At 59.6% G+C, this 20,112-nt stretch carries 12 protein-coding genes and 5 pseudogenes; 3 read left to right on the top strand and 14 right to left on the bottom strand.

What is annotated here, in order from left to right; all coding sequences use genetic code 11:
* Window positions 1–5 precede the first annotated feature (5 nt).
* Both acs and BA011_RS26765 read right to left on the bottom strand, forming a co-directional pair.
* A complete protein-coding gene (gene acs, locus BA011_RS26770) occupies window positions 6–1,973 on the bottom strand; it encodes an acetate--CoA ligase (protein WP_065283008.1) in 1,968 nt (655 codons plus the stop codon).
* Between the two features lie 34 nt (window positions 1,974–2,007).
* Window positions 2,008–3,122, bottom strand: a protein-coding gene (locus BA011_RS26765) for an IS630 family transposase (protein WP_420493420.1) whose coding sequence is annotated in 2 segments (ribosomal slippage) — window positions 2,008–3,062 and window positions 3,062–3,122 — 1,116 coding nt in all. Because the reading frame shifts where the segments join, the coding sequence is not laid out codon by codon here.
* A 28-nt stretch (window positions 3,123–3,150) separates the two neighbouring features.
* On the opposite strand from BA011_RS26765, the gene BA011_RS26760 reads away from it, so the two are divergent.
* Complete coding sequence (locus BA011_RS26760) at window positions 3,151–3,435, top strand: LexA family protein (protein WP_420493416.1); 285 nt, start codon at window positions 3,151–3,153, stop codon at window positions 3,433–3,435.
* Between the two features lie 118 nt (window positions 3,436–3,553).
* Here the strand turns inward: BA011_RS26760 and BA011_RS26755 are convergent, their stop codons facing one another.
* The 5 genes and pseudogenes from BA011_RS26755 to BA011_RS45310 all read right to left on the bottom strand — a co-directional run.
* Window positions 3,554–3,979, bottom strand: a complete 426-nt coding sequence (locus BA011_RS26755; protein WP_065283007.1) for a hypothetical protein — start codon at window positions 3,977–3,979, stop codon at window positions 3,554–3,556.
* A gap of 68 nt (window positions 3,980–4,047) precedes the next feature.
* A pseudogene (locus BA011_RS26750) lies at window positions 4,048–5,688 on the bottom strand (acyl CoA:acetate/3-ketoacid CoA transferase); the annotation flags it as partial.
* 263 nt (window positions 5,689–5,951) lie between these two features.
* A complete protein-coding gene (locus BA011_RS26745) occupies window positions 5,952–7,127 on the bottom strand; it encodes an iron-containing alcohol dehydrogenase (protein ID WP_065283005.1) in 1,176 nt (391 codons plus the stop codon).
* Between the two features lie 128 nt (window positions 7,128–7,255).
* Window positions 7,256–8,919 (bottom strand): annotated as a pseudogene (locus BA011_RS26740) (acetolactate synthase large subunit).
* Window positions 8,920–9,284: 365 nt separating this feature from the next.
* Window positions 9,285–9,813, bottom strand: a pseudogene (locus BA011_RS45310) (coproporphyrinogen III oxidase); the annotation flags it as partial.
* Between the two features lie 114 nt (window positions 9,814–9,927).
* Between BA011_RS45310 and BA011_RS26730 the strand changes: the two are divergent.
* Window positions 9,928–10,809, top strand: coding sequence for an HAD family hydrolase (locus BA011_RS26730; RefSeq protein WP_065283003.1), 882 nt, complete (start codon window positions 9,928–9,930; stop codon window positions 10,807–10,809).
* Window positions 10,697–11,635: pseudogene (locus BA011_RS45305) on the top strand (phosphoribosyltransferase family protein). The gene BA011_RS26730 and the pseudogene BA011_RS45305 overlap by 113 nt, the downstream one beginning before the upstream one ends.
* A gap of 758 nt (window positions 11,636–12,393) precedes the next feature.
* On the opposite strand, the gene repA reads toward BA011_RS45305, so the two are convergent.
* The 7 genes and pseudogenes from repA to BA011_RS26695 form a co-directional block, all read right to left on the bottom strand.
* Entirely contained in the window at window positions 12,394–13,647 is a 1,254-nt protein-coding gene (repA, locus tag BA011_RS26720) for a plasmid partitioning protein RepA (RefSeq protein WP_065283001.1), read from the bottom strand.
* A 679-nt stretch (window positions 13,648–14,326) separates the two neighbouring features.
* Complete coding sequence (locus BA011_RS26715) at window positions 14,327–15,178, bottom strand: hypothetical protein (protein ID WP_237352741.1); 852 nt, start codon at window positions 15,176–15,178, stop codon at window positions 14,327–14,329.
* Window positions 15,179–15,239: 61 nt separating this feature from the next.
* Window positions 15,240–15,488, bottom strand: a complete 249-nt coding sequence (locus BA011_RS42290) for a hypothetical protein (protein ID WP_151343591.1) — start codon at window positions 15,486–15,488, stop codon at window positions 15,240–15,242.
* Window positions 15,489–15,651: 163 nt separating this feature from the next.
* A complete protein-coding gene (locus BA011_RS26710) occupies window positions 15,652–16,761 on the bottom strand; it encodes an alpha/beta fold hydrolase (RefSeq protein WP_065283000.1) in 1,110 nt (369 codons plus the stop codon).
* A 3-nt stretch (window positions 16,762–16,764) separates the two neighbouring features.
* Window positions 16,765–17,427: a poly(R)-hydroxyalkanoic acid synthase subunit PhaE gene (locus BA011_RS26705; RefSeq protein ID WP_237352740.1), complete on the bottom strand. Its 663-nt coding sequence runs from the start codon at window positions 17,425–17,427 to the stop codon at window positions 16,765–16,767.
* Between the two features lie 35 nt (window positions 17,428–17,462).
* On the bottom strand, window positions 17,463–18,638 hold the full coding sequence (locus BA011_RS26700; RefSeq protein ID WP_065282998.1) for an iron-containing alcohol dehydrogenase: 1,176 nt from the start codon (window positions 18,636–18,638) through the stop codon (window positions 17,463–17,465).
* 133 nt (window positions 18,639–18,771) lie between these two features.
* A pseudogene (locus tag BA011_RS26695) lies at window positions 18,772–19,866 on the bottom strand (thiamine pyrophosphate-dependent enzyme); the annotation flags it as partial.
* Window positions 19,867–20,112 lie beyond the last annotated feature (246 nt).

The raw sequence follows: 20,112 nt of genomic DNA, 5'->3' as shown, positions 1-20,112 counted from the left end.
TGTCGTCAGGCAGCCTTCCGGTTCAGCCGGTTGTCTATCAGGTGATCGACCACGGTGGGGTTAGAGAGCGTCGAGGAGTCACCGAACTCGGTGCATTTGTCCTCCGCGATCTTGCGCAGGATGCGGCGGATGATTTTCCCCGAGGTTGTTTTCGGCAGGCCCAGCGCGAACTGGACCTTGTCGATCGTGAAGATCGGGCCTATCTCCTTGCGCACCCAGGAAACGAGTTCCTTGCGCAGCTCGTCAGCGGCAGCCTCGCCGTCGATAAGGGTTACGTAAGCGTAGATGCCCTGCCCCTTGATCTCGTGCGGATAGCCGACCACCGCGGCTTCCGAAACGCTAGCGTGGGCGACCAGGGCGGATTCGACTTCCGCCGTGCCGATGCGGTGGCCAGAGACGTTGATGACGTCGTCGACGCGACCCGTGATCGAGTAATAGCCGTCTGCATCCCGCCGGGCGCCGTCGCCGGTAAAATATTTGCCTGGATAGAGGGAGAAATATTCCTGCTCGAAGCGCTCGTGGTCGCGGTAAAGCGTGCGCATCTGGCCCGGCCAGCTGTCAGCGATAACCAGGTTTCCGTTTTCAACGCCATCGAGCACGTCGCCCGCCTCATCGACCAGCTCAGGCCTGACGCCGAAGAAAGGGGTGCCGACGGAGCCTGGCTTCAGCTTGGTGGCGCCGGGAAGCGGCGTAATCAGGATGCCGCCGGTCTCGGTCTGAAACCAGGTGTCGACGATCGGGCAGCGACCGCCGCCGACGACGCGGTGATACCATTCCCAGGTTTTCGGGTCGATCGGCTCGCCGACTGAACCGAGGAGGCGGAGCGAGGCGAGCGAATTCGATTTCACCGCGTCCTCGCCCGATCCCATCAAGGAGCGGATCGCGGTGGGGGCGGTATAGAACAGGCTGACCTTGTGCTTGTCGATGACGTCCCAGTAGCGCGACATGCTCGGATAGGTTGGGGTGCCCTCGAAGATGAGGGTCGTCGCACCGTTGGCGAGCGGCCCGTAGACAATGTAGCTGTGGCCGGTGATCCAGCCGAGTTCGGCAGTGCACCAGTGGATGTCGCCGACGTGATAGTCGAAGACATATTGATGCGTCATGGCGGCATAGACGAGATAGCCGCCGGTGGTGTGCACCACGCCCTTGGGCTTGCCGGTGGAACCCGACGTGTAGAGGAGGAACAACGGGTCCTCAGCGTTCATTTCCACGGGTGGGCATTCGTCGGGAACGGTCATGGCCAGCTCGTCGTAATAGTGGTCGCGGCCTTGCAGCATCTCGACCGGTGCGCCGGTCCGCTTGACAACGATGACGCTTGTCACCACCCCGGGAAGCTTATCCAGCGCCGCGTCGACATTGGCCTTCATCGGATTATTGCGCCCGCCGCGTGGGCCTTGGTCTGCGGTCACCACGACGGTGCTCGCGGCGTCGGCGATGCGGCTTCCCAGTTTGTCCGGCGAGAGGCCGGTGGAGACCGCCGAATGGACGGCGCCGATGCGCGCGCAGGCGAGCATGGCATAGGCCGCCTCAGGGATCGTCGGAAGGTAGAGGGTGACGTTGTCGCCCTTGCGGACGCCTTGCGACTGCAGGACGTTCGCCCATTTCATAACATGGGCGTGTAGTTCGCGATAGGTGATCCGGACGGCGTCATCTTTCGGGTCGTCCCGCACCCCGATGATGGCGATCTGATCGCCCCGCTCGGGCAGATGCCGGTCGACGCAATTATGGGAGACATTGGTGGTGCCGTCTTCGAACCATTTAATCGAAACCTTGCCCGGCTCGAACGAGGTGTTCTTGACGGTGCCGTAAGGCTTGAACCAGTGGATGCGCTTGCCATGCTCGCCCCAGAACCCCTTGGGGTCGGCGATCGAAGCCGCATACATCGCCGCGTAGCGCTCCGAGTCGATGAAAGCGCGCTCGGCCCATTCCTTCGGAACTGAATAGACGCCCGCCGCCTGCTTGTTTTCGTTCATTGTCGTTGTCCCTCCTAGTACCACGCCACAGAGATTATGACTCTTTGACGGGGTAAGCTTTACGGAGCTTTTTGCGGGCATTTTCGGTTGTGAACATCCATTGGATCTTTGCGCCGTGGGCGTTGCGTTGCTGCTCCCAGGCTGCGACTTCGGCGATTATGGTGTCTTTGTTGTCGATACGACGGTCGAGGCATTGGCTACGCAGGACACCGATCTCGATCTCGACCATGTTGAGCCAACTGGCGTGCTTGGGCGTGTGGTGGAACTCCAGTCGCTTCAGCACCCTTCGAGCTTGCGGGGCGGGAAATGCGTCGTAAAGCGCCCCGGCGGAATGAGTGGAGAGGTTGTCCATCACCACGCGGATGATCGGCGCGTCGGGATAATCGACGTCGACCAGTTCGCGCATGCACTCGGCGAAGTCTTGGTTGGTTCGCCGATCGGTGACCTTCACCCTGCGCCAGGGCCGGTGGGCGTCCATGAAGACAAACAGATTGACCGTGCCGTTTCGGCGATACTCGCAATCGTAGCGTTCAAGCTGGCCAGGCTTGGCCGCAATGGGCTCGCGCACTTCGCCGATGAGTTGGGTCGGGCTCTCGTCGAAGCAGACCACGGGCCTTTGTGGATCAGGCGTTTCTGCGTAGAGGTCGAGAACATCCTCCATGCGCGCGACGTATTCCCCATCGATCTTTGGGATGCACCACATGTCTTTGCGCCAAGGCTTGAGATGGTTCTCAGCCAGCCGGCGACGCACGGTCTCCGAGGACAACTGGTCATGATCGGTGAGCCGGACCATCTCATCTGCCAGAAGCTCCAGGGTCCAGCGGGCTCGCCCGGGCGGCGGCTTTGAGCAGGCGGTCGCTACCAACAGCGCCTCCTCCTTGCTCGATAGCTTGCGCTCAACACCCGGGCGCGGTTCTTCGCTGAGCGCCCCTTCCAGATTGGCTTCCACAAACCGGCGTTTGGTCCGGTAAATCGTCGATCCGCTGACGTTCAAGGTTGCCGCGATCACCTCGTCGCTGAAGCCTTCGTTCGCTGCGACCAGGATCTGGGCGCGCTTGATCTTGCGCGACCTGTGGCACCCCCGCTCAACAAAGCGGCCAGTTGGTCACGTTCCGATTGGCTAAGCTCTATGTGAAACTTTATATTCATCGACACCTCCTTCAGCGTGGAGACGCAGATGAATCCCAAAATGAGTCCCTCACTTGACCCGCAAGCCGCAACGGCAAGACGGGGCCTTACGCAGATCCAAGGCCAGTACCTGGCCTTCATCTACGCCTACAGCCGCATCTTCAAACAGCCTCCGGCCGAAGCCGACATGCGTCGCCACTTCGGCGTTACGGCTCCGTCTGTTCACCAGATGGTGCTGACCCTCGAGAAGGCGGGTTTTATATCTCGCGTGCCAGGCGCCGCACGCAGCATCCAACTTCTCATCCCACCAGAAGCCCTGCCAATTCTACGATAAGACAAACCGTCATAATCTCTGTGGCGTGGTACTAGGACGCTCTTCGCAGCTCCCCATCACGTCGACGGGTGGAGGATTGTCATGCACGAATTATGCTTTCCGTTCGGCAGGTCCGGCCTCACGTATCCTTTCCGATTGTCGCGGCCTTGCGGAACTGCTCGAAAATCTCGGTCATCCGCTTGCGGGTGATGGCGAAAGCGTTCTCGCTGGCCTTGACCGCCATGCTGGTGATCTCGCGCGAGCCGTTCAGCGCCACCTCGTAAGCCTGTTTCGCCAGTTCGCCGCGCTCCTTGGGGGCAAGGGCCGCATCCTCAAACATCATCAGGAGCTGTGAGGAAGCCGTGCGGAACAATTCCAGCTGCTTTTCGACGACGCCGTAGGCGCCTTTGTTGGCAACCTGCGTGGCCTGCGCGACGGCCTCGATATTCCTGGCCTGCTCCCTAACAAGTGCTGCCGGATCGACGCCCGGCATGTTGAACTTGGCGAGCATCTCGTTGATCTGGTTGGTCAACGTTTGGATATCCGGGGTCTGCGATGTAGGCATGGTGGGCTTCTCCTCAAACGATGGGGTTACAAGGTTGCGGGCGTCTAGCCCATAGCTGGCGGCCTCGTGCTGCGCTCTGCATCGAATTCTAAGCGCTCTGAAAGCAGGCGTTCGAGCAGCAGCTGGTCGAGATTCATCGGACCGTCGGTGAAGATCTCCGCCGCCATCTCGCGCGGTTCGCGGATGATCGGCGAGAAGTTCATATGGGCGACGATGTCGCGCTCGATATCGATACCCGGCGCGACTTCGATCAGTTCCAGCCCGTCGGGGGTTAGCGAAAAGACGCAGCGCTCGGTGACGATGAGCACGGTCTGGTGGGTCTCGCGGGCATATTCGCCCGAGAAGGTGATCTGCTCGACCTTTTCGATAAACTTCGCCTGCCCTTCCTGCAGGATGACGAGCTTGCCGTCCCGGATCTCGGTGCGCAGGTCCTTGGTAAACGTGCCGCAGAAGACGAGCCGGCGGGTGTTCTGCGAAATGTTGATGAAGCCGCCGGCCCCGGCGAGGACATCACCGAACCGACTGACATTGACATTGGCTTGCGCATCGACCTGCGCGAAGCCGAGAACGGCGATGTCCAGCCCGCCGCCATCGATGAGATCGAACATCTGGTTCTGGTCGATGATCGATTCGGGGTTTTTGGCCGCGCCGAAGTCCAGCCCGCTCTGTGGGGTGCCGCCGATGGTGCCGGATTCGGTAGTGAGCGTGATCTTGTCGATGATCCCCTCTTCCGTCGCGACCGCCGCAACCCCTTCCGGCACGCCGATGCCGAGATTGACGACATCGCCCATCCGCAGTTCTAAGGCGCCGCGCCGCGCGATGATCTTGCGTTCGTTCAGTTCCATGGAGGCGGCGCTGTCCGGTGGCGCACGGAATTCGCCGGAGAAGGCGCCGTTGTATGGGGTCGCATAGGTCTGCATGTGATGTTCCGGCTCGGCGACGACGACCCAGTCGACCAGGTGGCCGGGGATTTTAATGTCGCGAGGGTTCAGCGAGCCGGCGGCGGCGATCCGCTCGACCTGCGCGATGACAATACCCCCGCTGTTCTTGGCGGCGGTGGCGATCGTCAGGTTGTCGAGCGTCAGCGCCTCCTTCTCCATCGTGACATTGCCGGATGGATCGGCCGTCGTGCCGCGCAGGATGGCGACGTGGATGGGGAAGGTCTTGTAGAAGAGCCACTCCTTGCCGTTGATTTCCGTGAGCTTGACGAGGTTTTCTATCGTTTTGGAATTGATCTTGCCGCCGTCGATGCGCGGGTCGATGAAGGTCCGAAGTCCGACTTTCGAGATCAGCCCGGGCTTTCCCCCGGCGATCTCGCGGAAGAGATGGGAAATGATCCCGAGCGGCAGATTGTAGGCCTCGCACTTGCCGCTAACCGCCAGTTGCGCCAGCTTCGGCACCAGCTTGAAATGCCCGCCGATGAGGCGTTTCACGAGCCCGTCATGCGCCAGTCGGTTGAGGCCCTTGTCTTTGCCGTTGCCCGGGGCGGCGGCAAAGACGAGAGTGAGATTGCTCGACTCGCCCGTTTCCAGGAAACGCTTCTCAAGGGCGCAGATCACCGCCTCCGGCGTGCCGATGCCGACGAAGCCGGAAAAAGCAACTGTATCGCCCGGACAGATGGTCGCGACGGCTTCGGCGGCGGAGACAATCTTGGTGGATTTGTCAATTCGACCCTTTCCATAGGATGCGATCTGACGCGGTGCTACCATGCTTGGCGTTCCTTCATGTGTTCGAAGCAATGCGGTTAACCCGCAATGTGGATGCGGCGGCCGTTCCGCTGCCTCCCAATAGCTCTCAAGATTCGTGCCAGGCCGGCGGATTGAGCTGACGAACAATTATTTGCTGCTATTTCTGCTACGTGGGCGGAAATACGGGATTAGGCGAAGAGGAATGGGTGTCGCGAAGCCGACAAAGGTCACGACGATGTCGTAAGTTGAATGTGGAGATTCCAGTTGGTCGTCCGAGCTTGGGGTCATGGCCGGCTCACTCCCGCAAGCGCTTTGGCATAGATCTCCCGAACCTGGTCGTAGTCGAGCTCGCGCGGATTGTTGACCAGTAGGCGCTCCTCGTGCTTCATCGCACCCTCCGCCAGCTTGGAAAGATCGCCTTCGCCGATTCCAACCGCCGAAAGCGAGCCGGGCACCCCGCAGTCTCGGCAGATCGCCTCGATCTCGGCGATGAAGGCCGCAGCGTCCACCGCATCGGACTGGTGGCGATAGCCGGGCTGGATAACGTTGGAGAGCTCGGCATAGAGCGCTTCGGCTGCCGGGCGGTTGAATTCCAACACGTAGGGCAGGACCAGCGCAACGGAGTGGCCGTGCCCGACATCGAAGATCTCGCCGATCGGATAGGCGAGCGCATGCACCGCGGCAACCGGCGAGTTGGCAAACGCCATGCCGGCCAGCATGGAGCCGAACAGCATGTCCGAGCGCGCTTCGAGGTCCGAGCCGTCCGTGTACACTTTCCTGAGATTGGCCGACAGCAGCGCCAGCGCCTTCAGCGCGAACTGGTCGGAGATCGGGTTCTTCTTGATCTTACCGGTATAGGCCTCGATCGCGTGCGCCATGGCGTCAATGCCCGTCTGGGCGGTGAGGTGCGGCGGCAGGCCGAGCGTCAGTTGGGGATCGAGGATCGCCCAGTCCGGGAGGAGGCGCGGCGAGATCACCGCCTTCTTCTCGTTGTTCGGCGTCTTAACGATGGAGGTCAACGTCACTTCCGATCCGGTGCCCGCCGTGGTCGGCACCAGCAGCAGCGGCAGGCGGTCGCCGGTGGCACGGCCGACGCCATAGATAACATCAAGCTTGTCTGGGGTTTTGGCGAGATAGGCGACGAGCTTTGCCGTATCCAGTACGCTGCCGCCGCCGATCGCCGCGACAGCGTCGACGCCGCACTCGCGGCAGATTTCTGCCGCCGCTTCGATGACATGCGACGGTGCGTCGACGACCACGCCGTCGAACACGGTGAGCGCGATGCCGGCTTCGGCAATCGCCGCTTCCGCATTGCGCGTCAGCCCGGCCGCCCGCACCTTCTCGTCGGTGACGAGCAGCACATGGGCGGCCTTGTAGCCCTTGAGGAGCTCGCCGATCTTGCTGGACGCGCCTGCCCCGAAAAAGATGTTTGACGGGGTCTGGAAAGTAAAGGCTTTCATGTGGTTGGTCCCTTTGTTTGGCTCTCTCGGGAGGCAGGGCGGCCTGCCGCCTGCCCGCCCCCTCTGAAAAGCCGATCCTTGCTGTCGACCGCCCCGGCACTCCCCGAGGCGGTTCATTCCGGGCCTGCTCAGGCGCTCGGCGGTTTCGCCTTGGGCGAGCGAAGTCCGCCGAGCAGTCGCTTGTACTTTGAATCATCGACCGGCACTGCGACCACACGCACCCCGCCGCCTTTGAGAGCGGCTTCAAGCGCAGGCATCAGATCGTCCAGCGTTTCAACCCGTGTGCCCTTGGCGCCACAGGCTTCGGCCAGTTTCACGAAATCCGGATTGCGGAAGTCGACGCCGAATTTCGGGAAACCTTTGGCGGTTTGCTTCGCTTCGATCATGCCCCAGCCGCCGTTGTCCAAGATCAGGACGACGAGGTTGAGCTTTTGTTCGACGGCCGTCATCAGTTCCTGGCCGGTCATCTGAAAGCCGCCGTCGCCGCAGACCGCCATCACACAGAGCCCGGGATTCAGCATCGCCGCCACGATCGCTGAGGGCACGCCGGCGCCCATGGTCGCGAGCGTGTTGTCGAGCAGTAGCGTATTGGGGTGATTGGTCCGATAATTCCGGGCGAACGGGATCTTGTAAAGGCCATTGTCGAGCGTAACAATGCTGCCTTCAGGCATGACCTTGCGAACAACGTGCACTATGCGATCCAGCGTGACCGGCCAACTTTTATCATCGGCACCCTCGCCAATCAGGGCGAGGCTCCTCTCGCGCAGCGGCAGCAATCCGCCGGCATTGGGCAGCTTGCCGTCGAGGCGATCCGCCAGCGCCGCGACTGAAGCGCCGATCTCGCCGATGACCTCGAGCTGCGGCCAATAGGCCTGCGTGAAGGTCGCAGTCTGATGTGCGATGTGAATGACCTTCGGGCCGCCCTCAGACATGATGAACGGAGGCTTTTCGCACGTGTCGTGGCCGATCGGAATGATCAGGTCGGCCTCCTCGATGACCGCGTGGACATGGTCGCCTTTAGAAAGCGCCGCCGTGCCCATATAGAGGTCGGAGTCCTCCGCCACGACGCCCTTGCCCATTTGCGTGTCGAAGAAGGGAATGCGGGTGCGTTGCACGAAGTCGCGGATTTGGGCGATCGAGTGCTGGTCGAGGCGGCTTGCCGCCCCGCCCACCATGATCAGCGGACACTGGGCCGCAAGGATCATTTCAACCGCGCGATCGAGGGTCTTCGTAGTCATAGTGCATCCTCCTCACCATCTTCGGCCGCAATGTCTTCCGGTATTACAACAGACACTGGGCCTTGCTTTTCCTCTTGAGCGATGCGGAACGCCTCAGTGAGGACTGGCCGGATCATTTGCACCGACCCGAGCTGCACTGCGGACTTGGTGAGCCCCTCCATCACGGAGACGAGGGGGCTGACCTGAAAGTGCCCATGGAGGCTGCTGTTGATCGGCTTCTGGCCGGCGATCATCACCAGCGGAAATCCGCCGAGATGCGCATACTCAGCGCCGTTGGGGAAGTTAAGTGCGCCCGGGCCGCAGGTGGCGAGGCTGACGCCTGCGCGGCCGGTGAGCCGGCCCTCGGTGGCGGCCATGAGGGCCGCACCCCACTCGGTACGGGTCGGCACGAACTTGATCTTCTTCGACTTGCGCAGCGACTCCATGATGTCGAGGATTTCCTCGCCGGGGACGCCGTAAATGCGCTCGACGCCCACTTTCTCAAGGACCGCGACAACTCGGTCGGAACCCTTGACCTTGCGCTGTTCGCTCTTCGCGTAAGATGAATTACTAATGGACAAGATGGAGCCTCTCTGACGGAATTAATACCACCTGACGTTATAAAAGCGTCTATAGCCAAGGCGGCTTTGTTGGTCAATGGCCAAACGCCGTTTTTCGCGCCGACAGACCCACCGGTCCATCGAGCAGGCCTTTCGCCAGCCGCATCGAGTTTTTTGTTGCTCATCTCAGTGGGGCGCATCGAAGCAAACTTCCTCGGCTCTGCGGGCAGGCGTGGACTAGCCTCCGACCGGGACGCCTTTCGGACTGCAAAAGGTTAGCAATGAAACGACTCAAACTGCGGCTGACGGAATCTGTGACAGCCCCATCAACTTGCCTGCCGCAAGTTAACCTGCTCCCGGCCTTGACCGGAGAGATCGACGACATAGCCGTCGCCTACACCATGAATAGCTGACGCGCCGCAGCCGATCACCGTTGCGCAGGAGTGTGCCGAATACCCGCAAAGAGTTACGCCGCAGCCGGCCGGCCTCCTGCGCCAACGCAAGCTCATCGTCCCGTAAAGCGAAATGATCGAGGCCGATCGGGAGTTAGCCTTTCCGCAATCAGCGCGTTGGCCACGGCCGCGAGCTGACAGGTCCGGCAGCGAAGCGCCTCCTCCTCGATCAGACGTTGGTTTATTCTAAGGCTGGAACATGTGCGTAGCCGAACACGGCAAATCGACTGGGGTGCATGGCGGCGGCAGCTCCCGCGGCGTTGACGCAGGACTGCACCGTCTGATTTGGAAGGCCGTTGATCAAGTCAAAATTGATGCGGTTTACCTCGTGGCGGCGCAGTGGATTGGCCACACTCGCCGTCAACTCCTCGCCTTGGATTCGATTGGTTTCTTCTTGAACATCCGGTTCGAAGCTCTGTACGCCGATGCTCGGTTCACCCCGGCCGCTAGTAGCGAGTTGAATTGTTGCCGCGGCATTATACGCAGACTGTTGACTGACCCAGGCGACCGGTTTGAGTTTCCGCGACGGATTTAAAGCGTCATTTGGCCCAAACTACGTCATGGAGATTTTATGCCGAAAATGAAAAAGCGCGCCCTGAAAGGAAGTCGGCGTCGGAGTGCATTCGTCGCAATGTTGCCGATCCAGGGAACGGCTTGTACGGCGGATCGGATTGGGCTGCCCGCCCAGTTGGAAGTGGCGCATCCCGACGATCCGTTTCGGACCCGCCCACACGCCGCAGCCGAAACGGCTGCGGGACGACCAATCACAGTTACACATCGCTTGAGGGATCGCAGATCCCGTGGAGCCACGTTGATCAGTCACATTTCTTTTGACGTCTGGAATACTCTCGTAACAGCGAACCCAAGTCATGCGACGAGGAGGACCAAGTTTCTCGCCACCTGTTTTGATAAGGAAGAAGCAGCTGTGAGGAATGCATACGCGGAGGTCAAGAAGTGGGTTAACCAACACGCGATCGAAACGGGGTACGCCCCATCCCTGTCCGAAAATATTCGTCTGCTTATGATGCGTTGTAATGTTCAAAAAGATCCAGGTTTGATCGCAAAGGCGTTTGAGCACGTTTTTGAGAATTGCAAACCAGTTGTTTTGGACACCACGGTGAGGTTAATCCATTCGTTGGCAGACGACGGGTTTACGCTATCAATTGGTAGCAACTCGAGTTTTATTAGCGGCACTACGATGCACAACTTTCTTGAGAGCACCTTTGGATGCGTATTTCGGTTCGGAATCTATTCCGACCTGCTTGGATATGCAAAGCCAAACGAGGCATTTTTCAACAAAATCATCAAGTCGTGCGGCGTTGCGGCCGACAACATCCTGCATGTGGGCGATGACGCCATCTGCGATCTGCAAGGTGCGCGCAGCGCTGGAATGCGCGGTGCCCTGGTGGGAAGATCTGAGGACATTCAAGAGGCTGTTTATGACGCAGTTTGAGGAGTTTGCGCTTTATGAATTTCAGTCAATCGAAGATGCACCCTTTCGACCGGAACAATATTCGCGTCTGAAGTTCGGTTGCGACGAGGCCGCTCGCGAGATGGGCCACCAGATGGCAGACGCGTTCTTCGAAAAAAACGCATCCACAATACTGAACGGTCGCTGCCTGATGATTCCGTCGCCATTCAATTGCGTTCCGAATGCAGCAAATGTAATGACTATGCATTTGCTAGATCGCCTCAACAACCACATCGTTGATGCGAAAGGCAACCATGTGGAATATGCGACTGTCCCGCGAAAGATCAGTTACATGGACGATTATGGATTTCTTTCAGGAGAGGATCGCAAATCATTGATTGCTGGTGATAGGTTCTACTTCAACTCGCAACATTTCGAAGGTCGTTGTCTTCTGTTTATCGACGACGTGAAGATCACTGGCACTCACCAAAACAAGTTGGTCGAGCCTCATGCACGAGCAGCAGTTAGAGAATAAACATTTTTCCTGTATTTTGCTCGATACACGGGCGATCGTCCTAACATAGAATCCGAGCTAAATTTTGCCGCCGTTAAGTCAATCAAGGATCTAAACCGGATCGTGGTGGAGCCTAGTCATCACATGACCGCTCGGACAATAAAATACATCCTCTCGGCAGATCCAGATGACCTCTATAACCATTTTCTAAGGTTCAGAAGCCACCGGTACCTTAAGGCTCTTTATTTCAATTGCTTAAATGAAGGGTATTACAAAATACAAAAATATCAGGCAAATATAGATCTCATTCGCAATGTTGTTAAATTAGCGGAACAGCAAATCCCTAAGTGCTAAGAGTTAGGCGGCCTGGCTTTATTCCATCGCGCTCGCTAGCTGCCCACAATACGTGCTTGGGCGGCGGCGACTGCTCGATGCGTTTTTGGACGGTATCTGCATGATAGATTATTTTGGAGAGGCTTCCTGTAATTGAAGTGCAGAACCAGTAGCGTGGCGTGCCCCGCGAATTTCCAGCCGGACGAAGTGTGCACCGCCGAATTTTGAGCCACCTGTGGCGGACCATCGGCGGTGCCCGACCTTACAGCTGCAGAACAAATATCAGGCCGGCGGAGTTGAGATTGTCACGGGAGCGGTCGGGTTAGGCACAGTCGACCCGATCCACGCGATCGGGTATGTCGGAAACAACATTGGTTCGGCGGTAGGGGTGTTTGGGGCGGCCTTCCTATAAATGCTCAGGGCCATGCAAGTAGGCGTCGAGCTTTCTTGAGCATGTGAACGGGCGCGGTCATGTGTCAGGCCCCATCGTTGCGGCATCATATGCACTGCGGGCCTGTATGACGTTACGCGGATTAGGTCTAGATCGAATTTACGAGCTTTGAGCTCGTTGCACGCCCCTGATTATCCTAATCCCAATCATATCGATCATAGCCGGGCCGAGCGGCTCACGAAGGCTGTTTTCGACGATGGGACGCCTGGCGCCATTCTGGTCGGTGGATTCTGCGACCAGGGATCTCGATTTCCTTCGAGACAGGCGGCAATCACCAGACGCACGCGGCGTGGCCGGCATTGATGATACAACCATTAAGTCCTCTCGATTAGGAACTCGCCTTACCTGCAGTGCGCGAAGCCCTCATCACATACATCGGGGGACGGCCCCAAACCTCGGATATGATGTCCATTACCTCCGCATTCGTGGAATTCAGTGTTTCCATCGCTTGCTCGTACGCCGATCGGCCTACCGCCCCGGCTACCAACTCATACAACGATCGCTTTTTGACCCCCGCGTCTCGGATCGCGTCCGATTCCCAGACGGTCGCAGTCAACAGATCATGCCCCAGGGAGTCCCGCAGTAGTGCGACTGCCTCCTGCTGCGAGACGTCACGCGGGCTGTGCCTTGTCACCAAGAATTTGGTGAAATCATGATTTACCGACCTTCCAGCCTCTTCGATCAAGGAGACGAAATGCGATAAAACGCTGAGGGACATGGTCATTGACGTGATCTCAGGCCATTCAGGGCGGACCGTCAACAGCACGCCGGTCGCTGCTTCATACGCACCTGCGGTCAGAAAGCTTCCACCTCCACAGCGGATAACGACGACGTCGTAATTCGCCTCGACTTCTTTGAGCGCAGACACCATTTTGGTGCTAACGTCTGCGATTCTCAAGTCCTCACTATGGAAGCGCTTCGTACTTTCCCGTTCGAATATTTCGAGCTCGCAAGTACCCGGCACAAGATCAAGACCATCAAAATGGGTGGGTCGGATTACAGAGCTCATACTGGACCGATCGTCATCATAGCTTAAAGCGCCATACATGCTCACGTAGTGGTCGGGAAAACCGATATCCGGAAAATAATAACCGAACATTTTCGACAATGAGCCATTCGGATCGAGGTCTATGGCGAGAACGCGGTATCCTTGAAGTGCAAGGCCCTGAGCCAGATAGAGCGATGTGGTGGTGCTTGCGGAGCCGGCTACTGAGATGATCTGGAGTTTCTCACCCTCGCGCCTGCGCGGGCAAAACTTCAAAGCCTCTTTCTGACGGGCCGAAGCGAGATAGGCACGGAGTTCGTTGATCTGTCGAAGCGTATAGGAGCGCCGTCCTGCGGTCCCTAGTTCCGGTGTTGGCCCCAGCCCATCAATTGACAACTGGCGCAAATAACTGCCCGACACGCCGAGAATCTCGGCAACCTCGCCCAAGGAGAACGAGCGAAGGGTCCTGTCGTCGGGTTCTCCGAAATTAGGAACTGCCCCCCGCTTGGTTAGGCGAGCCGCAATTTCATTGGCATGGCGCGAAATGCGCTCCGACGCTTTCTCCGTCTGAAAGGTTGGATTCTCAGAATGCGGCATAAGTTTCCCGGTGGAGGTTTCTCTCGTATACGATGTGTTTAGGCTGTCACGATTTAGCATATGTCCTGTGCCGTCAACAAGCACTTTGCCGCGCCAGGAAACTTACGGCTGCATACTTTCGTCAGGGAATTCTTGTTCTCAATTCCTCTTAGGGCGGAACAAGATTTTTTTGGGCGATCTGCTCCGGGGTCCGGCTTGGGCTCGTGTTCGGCGGGACGAACAATCCTCCATGCCGGCGGGGCCTCCGCACAGGGACCACTCGACCCAGCGTGCCACGACCTTCGATGTACCCCGTATGGCCCTTCTGGCCACGGATCGTGCGGCCCCGCTTGTCCCTAATTAGCCTAAGACGTGGACTCGCGAATTGAAACGATCCAGATTCTTGTCACAACATGACGATCGTTGCAGTGCGGCGGACGATCTCGAAGCGCACAACCCGTGCCTTCGACATCCGCGCCAGCCGCCTGAATCCGGAAAAGGGCTGGGACAGCACATTGCGCCGCTCGCGCGCAAGATCCAGGTCTCGTCCTCCGCGAAACCGGCGCGGCTAGGTCCGTGCCGCTGCCGGGACGATGCCGGACCGGGCGCCGATGGCGAACATAGCGGTCATGCCCAGATCTTCATCGCCGGCCAGCTTTCGTCGGTCGCTTTCTTGGGCAGCGTCATGGCAGGGCCGGTGTTAGTGCCCAATTGCATGGCGGGCAATTGACCAGATGAAATCCGTCGGCATAGCAACGGCTGCCTGGTCGAGCTTGCCGGGGTTGGTCCAGAACCAATTCGGATCCGGCGCGCCATTCGGGCTGCAGGAACCGGATGGATTGGGGCAGAGCGCCGGGATCGGCGGGTCGACGAATCCTGCTGGCGTCGTCTTTATTCCCTTCGCGTTGACGGCGGCACGCGCATGGCAGGTGATGCAGGACGAAGTGTCCGCGAATCCGGCCTCCGTTACCGAATTGCCAAGTTGCGTAGGCACGCCGGTCGCCGAGACGAAGTCGGTCTGGCTGCCCTTCAGGCAGTAATGTTCCCACACGGGTGAAAGGCCTGCAGAGCCCAGCACCGCTTTCAGTGCGTCGTTCTTTGCACAGGCGCTGTAGGGCCGATCAAGGACCTCATTCGCGTCCACGTCGGCGACAACCGCACCATAGGCATCATGGCATCCGGTATAATCGCAACGGCCTGGATTGTTCTGGTGCTCGAACGTTGCCCAGGTCCAGTTGGGCAGCACCTTACTGATGATATGCATGGCGACTAGCGCGTATTTCTTCCCGTCAGGTGCCTCGCTGACATAATAATCGGCGCTATCGACCTCATCGGCGGGTACCCAATTTGCCTTGACTTCCATGGCGCCGACAGGAGCTGAGATCGGCCGGCCGGCATTATAGAAGGATCGCAGACCGGCCTTGGTAAAGAGCTGGTTGCAAACGATGTAATCGAAAGTCGCCTGGTTGCGGCGAACTTCTTCGCTCCCGTCGGGCGACCCATGCGGGAGGCCCATCGGAGCCAACTGCTGGAGGGCTGGAAGACTCAGCATTTTTGGGCTGGCCAGGGGAGTGGCGATTTCCGCCGCTGCACCCGACTGTCCACAGGACGGGTCACCTTTGGCGCCCGGAAAAACCGGGTGCGGGGTGAATGTATCTTCGTTCGAAGCCCATGTTTCGAACAAAACCTTGCCAGGCGTCGCCGCAACCGGACCAGCGACATAAGCGAGGAAACGCCAAGACGCCTCGTCCGGCCTGTTGATTTGCCAGGTTGGCATCGACCGACTGGGCGAAGCCGTCGAGGGCTATGGACGCCAACGTAAAAGCGGCACCCGTTGCAAATAATCTGGAAATCCAGTGCATCTTGTCCTCCAAGCAGTTTCATCAGTCTCCGAGCTTATTCGGAGGAGATTTTGTGTTCTATTGGAGACATCCCGCCTCGAAGCGGAAAAGGCGACTGTATCGCCCGAACGGATGATCGTGACGGCTTCGGCGGGGAGCAAATCTTGTTTGCTATCGCTATCCCCTACCCGTCCCGTGGCTGGAGCCATTCAACTATGCTTTTGGCGAGCTTGCCCTGCGACTTGCTCGAAACGAGCACGCCGACATGCCCCATGCCCTGGAACGGAACCTCCGTATAGTCTGTGCCGCCGATCTGACCGCCGAGCGCCTTGGAACAGGTCGCCGGAATGATATGGTCGTCCAGGCCGAAGATGTTGAGCACGGGCACGTCGATCGCGCGGAGGTCGACGATGCGGCCCAACAGCTCGAACCTGCCCTCGACCAGGCGGTTCTCGTGATAGAGCTCCTTCAGCCATTGCCGGCCGGCTGCGCCTGGGTGTTCCTGTCGATCGGCCAGCCATTTCTCCATGCGCAGGAAGTTCATCAGCCGGTCCTTGTCACCGGCGATGTCGAAGAGTTCGACATTGTACTTAGTCAGCGCTTGCATTGGCGTCATGAGCGAGAAGATCAAGCTCATAAGTTCGCCGGGGATGACGCCCAGCGCATCGACCATGCGGTCGATATCCTCGGGCGCAAGCGCGCGCGTCCAGATGTTGAGGAGGCCGTGACTGGGCTCCGGGTCGTCGATATCGGCGTGGAAGTCGATCGGCGTCATGGTCAGGACCAGGTTCTTGACCTTCTCCGGGTGGAGCGCCGCATAGCAGGTGGTGAAGACACCACCCTCGCAGATGCCGAGCAGCGTCACCTTGTCATGGCCCGTCTCGCGGCAGATCCGGTGCACCGCCTCGTGGATATAGTCGTCGACATAGTCGTCCATAGTCAGCCAGCGCTCGGCGCGGCCGAGCTTGCCCCATTCGATCAGCCAAAGGTTGACGCCCTCGGCGAGCAGGCTACGCACCAGCGAGCGGTCGGGCTGGAGGTCCGCGATAGTGTAGCGGCCGACCAGGCTATAGACGATGAGGACCGGCGTCTCAACGGTGCGCTTGACCGTCGGCTCGTAGCGAAACAGCTTCACCTTGTCGCGGCGCATGACGAGCGTCTTCGGGGTTGTTCCGACATCGACATCCTCGTCGCGGATGCCGGCGAGCACGTCCGCGCCCTTGTAAAACTTGCCGACATTCTCGGCGAAATCCTTCAGGATGCTGTTGAAGGCGGTTTTGCGGGGTTCGGTCATCGCTTATCCCTTTCCTGGTTGTGTGGCGACACCGCGTGCACCTTCGACTTCATCGCGCTGTGCCCTTATGCTGGCGCGCACCTCCCGCCTGAGTTCCGTGAACTGCCGCGTCAGCTCGTCGAAGTCGTGTTGGCTCGGAACGCCTAACAGCTTCGCGACGCTGTCGGTCATTTGCTGCTGGCAGGTGCGCAGGTCCAGCGCGGCGAGCAGCAATTCGCGCTGCGCGGCGAGGAAATCCTTAGAGCGCAGGTTGCTGATCAGTTCCTTGTTCGCAATGTCCCTCCACTTGTCGAAAGCCTTGCGCCAGCCGAAATCCTTGGCGTCTCCTTCCTTCGTGCCGGCGAGCGTTGCGCTGTAGCGTTCATAGGCCTTGCTCCACGGCACGGAGGCTATGGCGTGATAGGCCGCCATGCGCTGGCCCACGTCCATCCAGGCAGCCATCAGCGCGTAGACCTGCCGGTCGAGGTTGCACATGTCGGCAAGGTGCGGGCCTTCCACCATGCGCTTGATAGTTTTCAAGATCTCGCCGCCCTGTGCGGCGGCAAACAGGCTGCTGTCAGCCGCGCGCATGGTGAAAAAGGGCATCATCGAGTTGAACCACAATTTTCCAACCTCCCCTGACTGCTCCATGTTGCTCCGCCACATTTCCGACATGCGCAGCAGCATCTGCGAGAATACCGGTTGGTCGTCCGAGCTCGGGGTCATAGCCTGCTCACTCCCGCAAGCGCTTTGGCATAGATCTCCCGAACCTGGTCGTAGTCGAGCTCGCGCGGATTGTTGACCAGTAGGCGCTCCTCGTGCTTCATCGCACCCTCCGCCAGCTTGGAAAGATCGCCTTCGCCGATTCCAACCGCCGAAAGCGAGCCGGGCACCCCGCAGTCTCGGCAGATCGCCTCGATCTCGGCGATGAAGGCCGCAGCGTCCACCGCATCGGACTGGTGGCGATAGCCGGGCTGGATAACGTTGGAGAGCTCGGCATAGAGCGCTTCGGCTGCCGGGCGGTTGAATTCCAACACGTAGGGCAGGACCAGCGCAACGGAGTGGCCGTGCCCGACATCGAAGATCTCGCCGATCGGATAGGCGAGCGCATGCACCGCGGCAACCGGCGAGTTGGCAAACGCCATGCCGGCCAGCATGGAGCCGAGCAGCATTTCCGAGCGCGCTTCGAGGTCAGAGCCGTCCGCGCACACTTTCCTGAGATTAGCCGACAGCAGCGCCAGCGCCTTCAGCGCGAACTGGTCGGAGATCGGGTTCTTCTTGATCTTGCCGGTATAGGCCTCGATCGCGTGCGCCATGGCGTCGATGCCCGTCTGAGCGGTGAGGTGCGGCGGCAGACCGAGCGTCAGTTCGGGATCGAGGATCGCCCAGTCCGGGAGGAGGCGCGGCGAGATAACCGCCTTCTTCTCGTTGTTCGGCGTCTTAACGATGGAGATCGGCGTCACTTCCGATCCGGTGCCCGCCGTGGTCGGCACCAGCAGCAGCGGCAGTCGGTCGCCGGTGGCAAGGTCGACACCATAGATAGCATCAAGCTTGTCCGGGGTTTTGGCGAGATAGGCGACGAGCTTTGCCGTATCCAGCGCGCTGCCGCCGCCGATCGCCACGACAGCGTCGACGCCGCACTCGCGGCAGATTTCTGCTGCCGCTTCGATGACATCCGACGGCGCGTCGACGACCACGCCGTCGAACACGGTGAGCGCGATGCCGGCTTCGGCAATCGCCGCTTCCGCATTGCGCGTCAGCCCGGCCGCCCGTACGCCCTCGTCGGTGACGAGCAGCACATGGGTGGCCTTGTAGCCCTTGAGGAGCCCGCCGATCTTGCTGGACGCGCCTGCCTCGATAATGATGTTGGACGGAGTCTGGAAAGTAAAGGACTTCATGTTCTGATCCTCTGTTGGCGTTTTCGGACGGCAGGGTTTGCCGCACGCTCCGAAAAGTTGACTCATTGCTGTCGACCTCCTGGGCGGTTTATCCCGGTTACGCCTTGCGCGAGCGCAGCTCGTCGATGAACACTCACTTGTTCTCCGCATAATCGATCCGCACTTCGACAACATGGACGCCGCCGCCTTCGAAAGCGGCTTCCAGCGCCCGCGCCAGATCGTCCAGCGTTTCGACCCGCGTGCCGTTGGCGCCACAGGCTTCGGCCCATTTCACGAAATCCGGATTGCGGAAGTCGACGCCGAATTTCGGGAAACCTCTGGCGGTTTGCTTCGCTTCGATCATGCCCCAGCCGCCGTTGTCCAAGATGAGGACGACGAGGTTGAGCTTTTGTTCGACGGCCGTCATCAGTTCCTGGCCGGTCATCTGAAAGCCGCCGTCGCCGCAGACCGCCATGACGCGGCGCCCGGGATAGAGCATCGAGGCAACAATCGCCGACGGCAGGCCCGCGCCCATGGTCGCCAGCATGTTGTCGAGCAGCAGCGTATTGGGGGCATAGGTCCGGTAGTAGCGGGCGAACGAGAGCTTGTAGAAGCCGTTGTCGAGCGCAACGATGCCGTCTTTCGGCATGACCATGCGCACGACTTGGACTACCTGTTCCAGCGTGAACGACGAGCATTTTTCATCGGCGCCGTCGGAAATCCGGGTGAGGGTATTCTTGCGGAGCGGCAGCAATGCGCCTGCATTTGGCAGCTTGCCCTCGAGGCGATCGGCCAGCGCCTTCAGCGAATGGCCGATCTCGCCGATGAGCTCGAATTGCGGGAAGTAGACCTCCTCGACTGGTGGCGACTGATCTCCGATGTGAATGACCTTCGGGCCGTCCTCAGACATGATGAACGGTGGCTTTTCGCACGTGTCGTGACCGATCGCGATGATCAGGTCGGCCTTGTCGACGGCATCGTGCACATTGTCGCCTTCGGAAACCGCCGCCGTGCCCATATAGAGGTGGGAGCTCTCGGGTACGGTGCCCTTGCCCATTTGAGTGGTAAAGAACGGAATGCCGGTGCGGTTCACAAACTGCTCCATATCCGTTGTCAAGCCGGGATGCGAGGCGGCTGCCCGCGAGGCGGCGGCCCCGAACATCACAAGCGGACGTTTGGCTGCGATGATGAGGCCGGCGGCGCGATCGAGGGCCGCATCGATTGCTATCGGCAGTTCCAACTGGTGCGGGAGGTCGGACCACTTGACCATTCGCTTTTCTCCCTCAGGGTTGTGTGTGTTCTTTCGCGGCATTTTTGCCATGTCAGTCACCTTTCAATTGCTGCTGCTGCGAACTGCAAACCGCGCGATATTCGTTGTAGGGCGGGGACGCGAGGCGGCTGCCCCGAATGTCAGAAGCGGACGTTTGGCTGCGGTGATGAGGGCGGCGGCGTGATCAAGGGCCGCATCGCTTGCTGTCGGTAGTGCGAACCGGTG

Source organism: Rhizobium leguminosarum (genome assembly GCF_001679785.1).
Lineage (GTDB): Bacteria > Pseudomonadota > Alphaproteobacteria > Rhizobiales > Rhizobiaceae > Rhizobium > Rhizobium leguminosarum_R.
This window is presented reverse-complemented; position numbering and strand designations above follow the sequence as displayed.